Below are 11,799 nucleotides of genomic sequence, written 5' to 3'. Positions count from 1 at the left end.
GAGTCGTTCCGGGAGCGGCTGCCGGCGCCGGGGCTCCCGCCTCCGTGTGCTTCGCATACGCCGAGTACATCGCGTACGTCGCACACGTCGGGGAGGGCGCCGCCGCGGCAGCCGCTGTCCGGGTCACTTTGCGCAGACGTTCTTGTCGCCGGCGTTGACTTCCTTGACGCCCTCCGGTGTCTTGGCGGGTGCGTCGATCGGCTGACCCGCCTCGGTGAAGTCCTTGCCGAGTGTCAGCTTCATCGGTTCCTCCGGGCCGGCGTCGGCGGACGCCTTCTTCAGCGCCGAGCCGGGCAGGCCCATCATCTTGACCAAGGCCGCGGCCTGGCTCGCCTGGTTGGGCGCGTACTCGAGCCGGGTCTTGGACAGGTTCTCCGACGCGTTGCCCGCGTTGGTGGACAGCGCCACGCCCTCCTCGTTCTGCAGCCAGGTGACCGTCGACTGCGCGGCGCCGACCGGGCCGCCGCCGTTGGTGATGTCCACCCGTACCTCGGAGGCGGGGGCGGGCTTCACCTTGCCCAGGCCGCCGTCGTCCTTCTTGCCGCCCTTGTCCTTCTTGGTCTTGGTGAGCGACTTGTCCTGCTGCAGCATCTTGAACAGCGGCGCGGCCTTCGACTCGTCGAGTACGACCGAGGCCTTGTCCTCCGGGTTGTCGACCACGGGGGCGGTGACGAAGGTGATGTTGTCCGTGTTGACCCGGCGCAGGTCCTTGCCCAGGCCGATGAGCTTCTTGACGCTCCCTATGTTGCTGTCGACCGTGAGCGCCTTGGTCGCGGCCTCCGCGAGGTCGAACAGCTTGCCCGGGTCCGTCAGGGTGTTGCTCGACTTCATCTTCCGGATCATCGCGCTGAGGAACTGCTGCTGCAGCTCGATCCGGCTCAGGTCGCTGCCGAAGCCGACCGAGTGCCGCGTCCGTACGAACGCCAGCGCCTGCTCGCCCTTGATGGTGTGCTTGCCCGCGTCGAGCTTGAGGTGCGACTTCGGGTCGTCTATGTCCTTGGCGACACAGACCTCGACGCCGCCCACCGCGGCGGAGAGCTCCTTCACCGCGTTGAAGTCGGCCATCATGAAGTGGTTGATCTCCACACCGGTCATCTTCTGCACGGTGCGCCAGGTGCAGCCCGGGTCCCTGCCGCGCTGGCCGAGGCTGGTGTTGAAGCGGACGCCCTGCTCGGCGGAGATGGTCTTCGTCGAGCCGTCGTCCTGCTTGGTGGGGCACGCGGGGATGTCGGTGATCATGTCGCGCGGAATGGACAGCGCCGTCGCGTTGGACCGGTCCGCGGAGACGTGCAGGAGGAGCGTCGTATCGGCGTGGCCGACGCTGCCCGCGTCCCCGTAGCCCTTGTTGCCCTTCCCGGTACGGCTGTCGGTGCCGATGATCAGGATGTTGGCGGGGCCGTCCGTGACGGCGGGATTGTCGATGCCCACATCGACCTTGTCGATGTTGTTGTTGAGGTGCTCGAGGTACAGATAGACCCCGCCGCAGCCCGCGACCAATATCAGCGCCGCCGAACCGCCGCCCCAGCGCAGCACTTTCTGCTTGCGGCTCAGCTTCGCCTTCGGTTTACGGCGGCTGGCGTTCGCCGCCCGGCGGCCGCCGCCGCTCCCGCCACCGGCCCCGCCCTGGGGGCTCCGCTGGGACGGAACCTGCAATTCCGTGGTCTCTACGTCGCTCTCCGTGCCGGCCGCAGAGGAAGTTCTTCTCCGCCGTGGGGTGGTGGGGCGGGCTCCGTCGCCGTACGAAACGGGTGTCTCGTCGGCAGCGGGCGTCAGGCGCAGCTCGTAGCTGCCGGTGTTCGGATTGAACACCCATTGATCCGCGGGGTCGATATCGCCCGCGTGCCGCCGGCCATGCGCGTCCACGATTGCGAAATTCCTCCATTATGCCGCTGTCGCCCCGGGGGGCAGACCGGATCGCTCACACTATCCGGCACGTTCCTGGGGGAGCGACGCCGGTGACAAATTCCACTGGATCAGAAGCGGTCAATTCGCCCCATTCCCTGCGCCCTCCTGTGTGCAGACATCGCGAGCGGCTGTGGTGCCGCGGTAAGTTGGCGTGGGTCCGGGTGAAGGGCTCGTGTCATCGGCACCCTCGCCGGCGCTCCCGTCGGCGTCCGGCTCGTCGTCCACCGGAACCGGCAGATCGTCCCTTAGGAGGGTGAACAGCCGGTCCGCGGCGGGCTGTACGAGTTCGTCGCGATTGCCGTCCTGTGCGTACGGGCGGCGCGGCACCGTCAGGAAGCGCACCTGCTCCTCGGGTATCTCCCGCAGGCTGCGCACCAGGTCGTACAGCTCCCGCAGCGAGTCCAGGCCGGTGTCGGCGGTGAGCGCCGAAGTCGCCGCGTTCAGGACGGGATAGAGCTTCGCCGGATTGAGCAGTACGCCGTTGCTCCGGGTCTTCTTCACGAGCGAGCCGAGGAATTGCTGCTGGCGTTCTATTCGTTGCGTGTCGCTGCCGTCGAAGCTCTTGCGCGCGCGGACGAAACCGAGCGCGTCCGCCCCGTACAGGGTCTGCCGGCCCGCGTCCAGGTCGAGATGGGCGTCCTGGTCGTGCACTTCCTCGCGGAGGCAGACCTCGACCCCGCCGAGCGCGTCCACCAGCTCCTTGAAGCCGCTGAAGTCGACGATGAGGTGGTGGTCCACGCGGATGCCGGTGAGCCGCTCCACCGTACGGATCGTGCAGGCGGCACCGCCGTACTCGAACGCCCAGTTGAACTGCGCGAACTGCGGCCGGGTCGTGCCACCGTCCGGCCTGCTGCAGCCCGGTATGTCCACCATCAGGTCGCGCGGCAGCGAGACGGCCGTCGCGTCCGAGCGGTCGGCGGGCAGGTGCAGCAGGATCGTGGTGTCGGCGCGCTCGGTGCCCCCTCGGCCGTACTCCGCGTTGGCGCCGTCCCTGCTGTCCGAGCCGAGCAGCAGGATGTTCTGCACCTCGCCGCCCGCGGCCGCCGGGCGCTCGTTCTCGTGCCGGGCCAGCTCCTCGGCGGTGTCCCGGTCGGTACGGATGTTGCCGTTCAGCTTCTGGTACAGCGCCCAGCCGACTCCGGTCGCGGCGAGCACGAGCACCGACGTGCCGAGCGCGACCCAGCGCAGCCACCGGCGCCGACGGGGCGCCGGCGGTGGTGCCGGCGCGGGCGCGGGCGCCTCGTCGGCGGTCGTCGTGCCGGTGTCGGTCACGTGTGCGTCCATCCCTCGCGATGTCGTCGGTCCGGGGTCGCTCGCGCCGCCGCCGCGACCGCGTGGGTACACGCGTACGGACGCCGGTTAAAGGGACAGACGGTCAAAACGTTGGATTGGTTGTACGGAGGGGCTCGCGAGTCGGAACGCGATCCCCCCGACGGCGTCCACGCCGTCGCCACGGGATCCGCACACGCCCCTGCCCGCGCGCGTACGCCGGGCGCGTGTCCGGACCGGCTGACCTGCCGTCAGTCCGCTGTCGGTACGGGCGTTGTCCGGCTGCCGGTACGGGCGCCGGTACGGGCTCGGTCCGCTGTCCGTACGGATGCCGGTCCCGGCGCCCGTACGGGCGTCAGCGTCCCTCAGCGGTGTGCGTGACCTGCTCACTCTCCGCGCGCTTGGCCAGTTCGGCCGGGTCGAGCCCGGCCGTGTTGCGGCACAGGACGACGGAGGCCCCGGCGGCCAGCGGTGCGTACAGCCCGGCGGAGAGCCCGTCCCAGCTGTCGTACCCGAGCGTCGACAGCAGCCGCGAGCCGGGCGCGAGGCCGCGTACGCCCGCGTCCGCGCGGGCGCGTTCGACCACCTGCGCGCCGCTCAGCTCCCCGGCCTGTGACGGCGAGCCGCCGCCCCGCGCGTCGCCCGGCAGCGCCAGCGCCGCCGCGTCCGGATCGACCGGGACGTACGGCGCGAAGCGGTCACCCTGGCCCGGCACCTCCACCGCGTAGTCGGTGAACCCCTCCGGCGGCTGCGGGAACCGCGCCCCGAGCGGGCGCAGGCTGAGCGCGACACGCTCGCCGCCGCAGGCGCGCGCGGCGTCCAGCGTGTCCGGCCCCGCGACGGCCAGGTCCGCGCCCGCGGGGTCGCCGGCCACGTCGGCGACCACACCGGTGGCCGAGCACGCGAGCAGCCATACGGCGGTCTGCCAGTGCGCGGGCAGCAGCAGCGCGAGCCGGTCGCCCGGCTCGGCGCCGAGCTCGTCCTGCAGCAGATTGGCCGTCTTGGCCACCCAATTGGCGAACGTGGCGACGGAGAGTTCGACGCGTTCGCCGGTGGCGTCGTCGTAGAAGGTCACCAGCGGGCGCGCCGGATCCCGGGCCAGGGCGGAACCCAGCAGGTCGGCGGGGGTGCGGTCGGTGGCGTTCATTGGGGCCAGCGTACGCGGCCGACGGCGCGTCAGCGGCGGTGCGGTGCGGGGCCGGTGGCGGTACGCCGGGCCGACTGGGCGTCAGATCCCGAATGGACAGATATAAACGCGTATGTCCACGATCAGTGTTATGCGCGTACTATCTGCTTCCTCGCTCGGCGCTCTGACATCCGCCGCCCTGCTGCTGACCACGGGCCTGCCCGCCGCTGCCGCCACCTCCGCCCACGCCACGACGGGCACCGCCACGACGGGCACCGCCGCCCTCGGGACCGCCGGCGCCCCCGGGGCGCCCGACCGGGCGCCCCGCATGCCCGGCGCGGGCAGCACCCAGTCGCTCCCGCTCACCTCGCTCACCCCCTCCGACCGCGGCCCGCGTACCGGAGCCGACGGCGCGCTGGGGCTCGCACCGCGCACCGTCAAGCCGTTCTCGCTGCTCGGCGTCGTCTGGGAGGACGCCGACGCCGAACTGACCGGCCGGGTGCAGGTGCGCACCCGTACGGCCGGTACGGACCGCTGGTCCCCCTGGCGCGAGTTGGACACGCACAGCGGCGACGCACCCGACCACGGGCGGGAGGAGCAGACGGGCGGCGCCGCGCGCGGCGCCACCGCGCCGCTGTGGGTCGGCCCCTCCGACGGCGTCCAGGTCCGCGTGGAACGGGCGGCGGACGCGGCCCGTACGGATGGCACGGCGCGTACGGACAGCGCGGCCGAGGGCGCCGCGCACGCCGGAGCCGCGACCGGAGCCGAGGCCGGAGCCGCCCCCGGCGCGCTGCCCGAGGGCCTCCGCCTGGAACTCGTCGACCCGGGCGACACGAAGGCCGCCTCGGGCGCCGCCGAACCCGGCGGCGAGACGGGCGGCGCCGTGATCCCGCCGCTCACCCGCACCGAGACGGACGCCGAGGCCGCGGCGCGCGGCCTGGGCATCGAGTTCGCGGAGGGCGGCAAGCACGTCGGCCCCCGGCCCGGCATCGTCACCCGCAGCGGCTGGGGCGCGAACGAGCGGCTCCGCGAGTCGGGCTACGCGTACGGCAAGACCGTCCGCGCCGCGTTCGTCCACCACACCGCGATGGGCAACGACTACCGCTGCTCACAGGCCCCTTCGATCATCCGCAGCATCTACCGCTACCACGTCAAGAGCAGCGGCTGGCGCGACATCGGCTACAACTTCCTCGTCGACAAGTGCGGCAAGATCTACGAGGGCCGCGCCGGCGGTGTCACCGAACCGGTGCAGGGCGCCCACACGTACGGCTTCAACACGAACACCATGGGCGTCGCCGTCCTCGGCTCGTTCGGCAAGTCCAAGCCGTCCAAGAAGGCGCTCGACGGCGTCGCCAAGCTGACCGCCTGGAAGCTCGGTCTGTACGGCGTCAACGCGCGCGGCAAGACCACCATGACGTCCGGAGGCGGCAAGTACGCGAAGGGCAAGCGCGTGCGGATGAACACCATCTCCGGGCACCGTGACGGATTCAACACCGAGTGCCCCGGCGCCCGCCTCTACGAGCGCCTCGACACGATCCGCGCCACGGCGGGCCGCCTCCAGGGCCGCTGAGGGAATCCCGCCCGGCTCGCCCCGGTCCCCACAGACGCCCCTGCCGTACCCACGGGTACGGCAGGGGCGTCTGTGGGGGAGAATCACCCGGAAGTCCATCGGCCACCCCGGGTGCCGCTCCCGTGCCACCCGCCCGTCCAGGGGGATCTATGCAGGTCAGAGCGTCAGCCGGCACAGAGGCGATCCTGCTGGTCGGGGGCCGGGGCAGCCGGCTGCGGCCGCTGACCGTGAACACCCCCAAGCCGATGGTGCCCGCCGCCGGCGTCCCCTTCCTCACCCACCAGCTGGCCCGCGCCCGCGCCGCCGGTGTCGAGCACGTGGTGATGGCGACCTCGTACCTGGCGGAGGTCTTCGAGCCGTACTTCGGTGACGGCGCCGCGCTCGGCCTGCACCTGGAGTACGTCACCGAGGAGGAGCCGCTGGGCACCGGCGGCGCGATACGGAACGTCGCCTCCCGGCTGTCGTCCGCCCCCGGCGACCCCGTCCTCGTCTTCAACGGCGACATCCTCACCGGCCTCGACATCCGCGCGCTGGTCTCCACCCACACCGAGTCCGGCGCCGACGTCTCGCTGCACCTGACCCAGGTCACCGACCCGCGCGCGTACGGGCTGGTGCCCACCGACGCGTACGGCCGCGTCACCGCCTTCCTGGAGAAGCCGCAGACGCCGGAGGAGATCGTCACCGACCAGATCAACGCGGGCGCGTACGTCTTCAACCGTTCCGTCATCGACACCATCCCGCAGGGCCGTCCGGTGTCGGTGGAGCGCGAGACGTTCCCCGGGCTGCTCGCCGACGGCGCGCATCTGCACGGCATGGTCGACTCCACGTACTGGCTCGACCTCGGCACCCCGGCGGCGTTCGTACGCGGCTCGTCGGACCTCGTGCTCGGCCGCGCGCCGTCACCCGCCGTGCCGGGACGGCGCGGCGAGTGCCTGGTGCTGGACGGCGCCGACGTCGCGGTCGACGCGAAGCTGACCGGCGGTACGGCGGTCGGCGCGGGCGCCGTCGTGGGCCACGGGGCGCGCGTCGAGGGCAGCACGCTGCTGGACGGCGCCGTCGTCGAACCGGGCGCGCGGATAAGGGAGTCGATGGTGGGCGCGGGCGCCCGCGTCGGCGCCCGCGCGGTACTGGACGGCGCGGTCGTCGGAGACGGCGCGGTGGTCGGCGCGGACAACGAGCTGCGCGCGGGCATCCGCGTCTGGTGCGGCACGGAACTCGCGGCCGGGTCCGTCCGGTTCTCCTCGGACCAGTGAGGCGGCGGGTGGTGGCGTGACACGGGGCCGAGGCGCACCGAGGGGCTGGCCGGGCGGCGGCGCGGAGGGCAGCACTGCCCGTACGGGCGGCGCGGAGGGCACGGGGGTGCCGGGACCGCGTACGGCGGGTGCGTCCCGTACGGCGGGTGCGTCCCGTGCGGACCCCGACACGCCCGACGCGCGGCGCAGTTGGGAGCCGCACGGGCCGTACGACCTCGGGCAGAGCCTGCGCGTGCTGCGGCGCGGCCCGTACGACCCCGCGTTCCAGGTGCGGGACGGCGCGCTGTGGCGGGCGAGCCGTACGCCGGCCGGGCCCGTGACGCTGCGCATCGCGCCGTACGGCACGGGCCGCGTCGGCGCCGACGCATGGGGCCCCGGCGCCGACTGGGCACTCGACCGGCTGCCCGCGCTGCTCGGCGCGGACGACGACCCCGGCGCGTTCGTACCGCACCACGACCTGACCCGGGAGGCGCACCGGCGGCACCCGGGGCTGCGGCTCGTCCGTACGGGGCTGGTGATGGAGGCTCTCGTCCCGGCTGTCCTGGAGCAGAAGGTCACCACCCAGGAGGCGTACCGCGGCTGGCAGTTGCTCCTGCGCCGGCACGGCGAACCGGCACCCGGACCGGCCGACGGCATGTACGTACCGCCGGATCCGCGCACCTGGTGCCTGATCCCCTCGTGGGAGTGGCACCGGGCGGGCGTGGACAGCAAGCGCTCGTCCACCGTCATCCGCGCCGCGCGCCGCGCCCGGCGGATGGAAGAGGCCGCCGCGATGGACCTGCCGGCGGCCATCACCCGGCTGTGCGCCATCCCCGGCATCGGCCCGTGGACGGCCGCCGAGACGCTGCAGCGCAGCAACGGTGCCGCGGACGCGGTGACCATCGGCGACCTGCATCTGCCGGGCATCATCGGGTACGCGCTGACCGGGCGCCGAAACACGGACGACGCCGGGATGCTGGAACTGCTGGCGCCGTACGAGGCGGAGGGGCAGCGGCACCGTGCGGCCCGCCTGATCCTGACCACGGGCCGCACCCCACCACGCCGCGCGCCCCGCTTCCCGATCGGCGACATCGCCCGCCTCTGACCCGAAGCGCCCGTTTCAGCCCGTCCGGCGTTTGAGGACGGCCCTCGGCCACGATGCAGGTGTGGGTGGCCTCGTGCGGTCGGGGCCGCGTGCGGGCTGGTGGCCGCTTCGGGCCGTCCTCAAACGCCGGACGGGCTGGGATGGCGGGCCGCGTCAGCGGACCGTCACGAAGTCCGACCCGTCGCGCGGTGGCCGCTCCCGCGGCGGAGCCGCCGCGTGGCCCACCGCGACGGAGCCCATCGGGTCCCAGTCGTCGGGGAGTTCGAGCACGCGCCGTACGACGTCCCGGCAGAACATCGTGGACGACACCCACGCCGAGCCGAGGCTCTCACCGGCCAGCGCGACCAGGAAGTTCTGGATGCCCGCGCCGTTCGCGACGACGAACATCTCCCGTTCGGCACCGGCACGCCGCGCGTCCGGATACGGATGCGCGCCGTCCGCCACGAGGCAGGGCACCACCAGGTACGGCGCGTTCCGCAGCACGTCGCCGCGCCGGACCCGCTTGGCGATGCTCTCCTCGCTCTTGCCGTCGCGCCGCAGGTCGGCGATCCACGCTTCGCGCATCGCGTCCAGCAGCCGCACCCGGGACTCCGGGGACTCCAGCAGCACGAACCGCCACGGCGTCGTGTGGTGCGGCGCGGGCGCCGTCACAGCGGCCGCGACGGCACGCCGTACGGCCGCCGGATCCACGGGCTCGGCGGTGAACTCGCGCACCGTACGGCGCAGGGTCACCGCTTCCCGTACGGCTTCCGAGGTGCCCAGCCGGAACATGTCGTGCGCGGCGTCCCGTACGAGCGCCCGCGCGGGCTGCGTGTCCTCAGGCCCGGCCACGTCGCCGTACGCCGCATCGCCACCCGCGGCATCGCGACCCGCCACGTCCCGACCGGCGGCATCGCCACCCGCCGCATCGCGACCGGCGTCATCACGACTCGCCGCGCCGTCGCGCGCAACACCGTACGGGTCGCGTGCGGCACCGTACGGAACGTGACGCGCCAGCCCCCGTACGACCGCGACCGGCAGCCCGTCCGCCTTGCCCTTCACCAGTTCGCCGGCGGCGGCCAGTTCGTCGCCGACCGCCGTCACCGTGACGCCGAGGGGGTTGCCGAACGCGTCCACGCCGCCGCGCAGATCCTCCAGCACCCGCACCCCGGCGGCCCCGATGGCGACGTCCGTCTGTCCCTCGCGCCACGGCCGCCCGAAGGTGTCCGTGACGACGATCCCGACCTCCGTGCCGAGCGCCTCGCGCAGCCCGTCGCGCAGACGGCGGGCCGACGCGTCCGGGTCCTCCGGGAGCAACAGCACGGTGCCCGCGGGGGTGTTGGACGCGTCCACGCCCGCCGCCGCCATCACGAAGCCGTGCCGGCTCTCGACGATCCGCGCCGGGCCGCGCCGTGCGACGACCCGTACGGTCTCCGCGTCGATCGACGCCTCCCGGTCGGCGGCGCGTACGATCCGGCCCTCCGCCTTGCTCACGATCTTCGACGTCACGATCAGCACGTCGCCGTCGGCCAGCCCCGGCAGCCCGTCGTTCACGGCAGCGTCGGCGATGAGCTTCACCAGGTCGTCGCCGGGCTGCACTTCGGGGATGCCGGGGAGGGCCCACACGCGGTACGAGTTCGGGGTACCGGCCACGGCGGCCCCGGAGGGGGCGGCGCCGGTCGGACCGGTCGGACCGGTCGGACCCGTCGGACCAGCCGGGCCGGTCGGGTCAGTCGGGCCGCTCGGGCCGGCCGAGCCCGTCGGGCCGGTCACGCGCGGACCTCCTCGGCCAGAGCCAGCGCCTCGCGCGCCATCAGCGCGGTGGCTTCGGGGCCGTTCATCATCAGCGGCACGGCGCGGCACCGGATGCCCGCGTCCTCCACCTTCGGTACGGACTCGGCGTCGACCGTGTCGACGAGCCAGCCGTCCAGCAGCCCGGAACCGTAGTGCTGCGCGACGGCCGCCGCGCTCGACTCGACGCCGATCGCGGCGAGCACCTTGTCGGCCATGCCGTGCACCGGCCCGTCCCCGACGATCGGGGACAGCCCGACCACGGGCACCCCGGCCTCCGCGATGGCCTCCCGGATGCCGGGGACGGCGAGGATGGTGCCGACGCTCACCACGGGGTTGGACGGCGGGAAGAGGACGACGTCGGCCTCGGCGATCGCGTCGAGCACGCCGGGCGCGGGCTTGGCCTGGTCGGCACCGACCGGCACGACGGCGTGCGCCTCGACGGACGCACGCAGCCGTACCCAGTACTCCTGGAAGTGCACCGCCCTGCGCTCTCCGTCGAGATCGACGGCGACGTGCGTCTCCACGCGGTCGTCGGTCATCGGCAGCAGCCGTACGCCGGGCTGCCAGCGTGCGCACAGCGCCTCGGTGACCTCGCTCAACGGGTAGCCCGCGCCGAGCATCTGGGTCCGGACGATGTGGGTGGCGAAGTCCCGGTCGCCCAGCCCGAACCAGCCGGGCCCGACGCCGTACGCCGCCAGCTCCTCCTTGACGGTGAACGACTCGTCGTCACGGCCCCAGCCCTGCTCCTCGTTGATGCCGCCGCCCAGGGTGTACATCACCGTGTCGAGGTCGGGGCAGACCTTGAGGCCGAAGAGATGGATGTCGTCACCGGTGTTCCCGATGACGGTGACCTCCGCGTCAGGCGCGGCGGACTTGAGCCCCCGCAGGAACCGAGCCCCACCGACACCCCCGGCCAGAACCACAATGCGCTGCATGCCCACAAGTCTCTCAGCCGCAGGTTGATTCGATGTGGGGTGGTGGCTGGGCGACGGGCGGGCGTCTCAGCCGGAGGCTGAATCCTTCAGGCAGGCCTCAGCCCGAGGCCGAACCCGCCAGCGGGGCCCGGCCCGTGGCGGAGCAGTGCGGCGCGTGCATCGGCATCTCCGTGAGGCCGGGGAAGTAGACGTGCAGACTGACGGCGGGCTCGAGGCTGTCGTTCACCACTTCGTGTACGTATCCCGGTGCGAAGACCCGTTGCGCGCCCGGGCGCAGCGCGCGCGTGGTGGCGCCCGGCTGTCCGGCGGGCGCCCCCGCGTGTTCGGTCAGTTCGCCGCCGAGGACGGTCAGCACGCCGGAGGACGGGCCGTGGTCGTGAGGGCCGCTGCCCTGTCCGGGCAGCCAGCTGAGCAGCCACACCTCGTAGCCGGGCCCGGTGCGCAGCCGGTGGTACCAGCGGGTGGTGGCGTCGTACCGGACGAGCGGCGCCCACGTGTCGCGGTCGGCGGCGATCGTACGGGCGAGGCCGGCGAAGCCGGCGACGGTGCTGGGGTGCGCCGGTGCGGGCTGCAGGAGGTGCGGGAGGGCGAGCGGGTCGCCGGCGATCTGGACGTCGCTGTTCACTGCGGTGTGTGCCTTCACTGGAGGTGCGAACGAGGAGGCCGCGGGGCCGTGGAACCTGCGCGGTCACGGACCTGCGCGGCGGCTACGGCCTGCGGAGCCCGCGACGGCGGGCGGCGGGAGTGGTGGTGCTGTGGTGCCGGCTGGAGTGGGAACTCAACAGCAGCGACAGCGGCAGCCGCGGAGACAGCGGCAGTGCCCGGACGCAGCGCGAAGGGACCCGGCGGGGCGGGTCTGGCTGAGCGAACGGGTCACGGGCATG

At 73.2% G+C, this 11,799-nt stretch carries 9 protein-coding genes; 3 read left to right on the top strand and 6 right to left on the bottom strand.

Annotation, left to right across the window (positions count from 1 at the left end; all coding sequences use genetic code 11):
• Window positions 1–123: 123 nt before the first annotated feature.
• The 3 genes from DVA86_RS15620 to DVA86_RS15610 all read right to left on the bottom strand — a co-directional run bounded on the left by DVA86_RS15620 (window position 124) and on the right by DVA86_RS15610 (window position 4,321).
• Window positions 124–1,863: an LCP family protein gene (locus DVA86_RS15620; RefSeq protein ID WP_208879040.1), complete on the bottom strand. Its 1,740-nt coding sequence runs from the start codon at window positions 1,861–1,863 to the stop codon at window positions 124–126.
• 120 nt (window positions 1,864–1,983) lie between these two features.
• The gene (locus tag DVA86_RS15615) at window positions 1,984–3,177 is read right to left on the bottom strand and encodes an LCP family protein (RefSeq protein ID WP_425470838.1); all 1,194 of its coding nucleotides are present in this window, start codon (window positions 3,175–3,177) and stop codon (window positions 1,984–1,986) included.
• Window positions 3,178–3,529: 352 nt separating this feature from the next.
• Entirely contained in the window at window positions 3,530–4,321 is a 792-nt protein-coding gene (locus tag DVA86_RS15610; RefSeq protein WP_208879037.1) for a TIGR03089 family protein, read from the bottom strand.
• A gap of 130 nt (window positions 4,322–4,451) precedes the next feature.
• On the opposite strand from DVA86_RS15610, the gene DVA86_RS15605 reads away from it, so the two are divergent.
• The 3 genes from DVA86_RS15605 to DVA86_RS15595 all read left to right on the top strand — a co-directional run bounded on the left by DVA86_RS15605 (window position 4,452) and on the right by DVA86_RS15595 (window position 8,207).
• On the top strand, window positions 4,452–5,870 hold the full coding sequence (locus DVA86_RS15605; protein WP_208879036.1) for a peptidoglycan recognition protein family protein: 1,419 nt from the start codon (window positions 4,452–4,454) through the stop codon (window positions 5,868–5,870).
• Window positions 5,871–6,019: 149 nt separating this feature from the next.
• A complete protein-coding gene (gene manB, locus DVA86_RS15600; protein ID WP_208879034.1) occupies window positions 6,020–7,123 on the top strand; it encodes a mannose-1-phosphate guanylyltransferase in 1,104 nt (367 codons plus the stop codon).
• 106 nt (window positions 7,124–7,229) lie between these two features.
• A complete protein-coding gene (locus DVA86_RS15595; RefSeq protein WP_425470986.1) occupies window positions 7,230–8,207 on the top strand; it encodes a DNA-3-methyladenine glycosylase family protein in 978 nt (325 codons plus the stop codon).
• A gap of 153 nt (window positions 8,208–8,360) precedes the next feature.
• Here the strand turns inward: DVA86_RS15595 and DVA86_RS15590 are convergent, their stop codons facing one another.
• The 3 genes from DVA86_RS15590 to DVA86_RS15580 all read right to left on the bottom strand — a co-directional run bounded on the left by DVA86_RS15590 (window position 8,361) and on the right by DVA86_RS15580 (window position 11,540).
• Window positions 8,361–9,839 (bottom strand): coenzyme F420-0:L-glutamate ligase, encoded by a 1,479-nt coding sequence (locus DVA86_RS15590; RefSeq protein ID WP_208884733.1) that lies wholly within the window; start codon window positions 9,837–9,839, stop codon window positions 8,361–8,363.
• A 116-nt stretch (window positions 9,840–9,955) separates the two neighbouring features.
• Window positions 9,956–10,915, bottom strand: a complete 960-nt coding sequence (gene cofD / locus DVA86_RS15585) for a 2-phospho-L-lactate transferase (RefSeq protein WP_208879032.1) — start codon at window positions 10,913–10,915, stop codon at window positions 9,956–9,958.
• Between the two features lie 97 nt (window positions 10,916–11,012).
• Window positions 11,013–11,540, bottom strand: coding sequence for a cysteine dioxygenase (locus DVA86_RS15580; protein WP_208879031.1), 528 nt, complete (start codon window positions 11,538–11,540; stop codon window positions 11,013–11,015).
• Between the last annotated feature and the right edge of the window lie 259 nt (window positions 11,541–11,799).

Source organism: Streptomyces armeniacus (assembly GCF_003355155.1).
In the GTDB taxonomy this organism is placed as follows: Bacteria; Actinomycetota; Actinomycetes; order Streptomycetales; family Streptomycetaceae; genus Streptomyces; species Streptomyces armeniacus.
The sequence above is the reverse complement of the archived record's forward strand: the minus strand, read 5'-3'. Positions and strand labels throughout refer to the sequence as shown.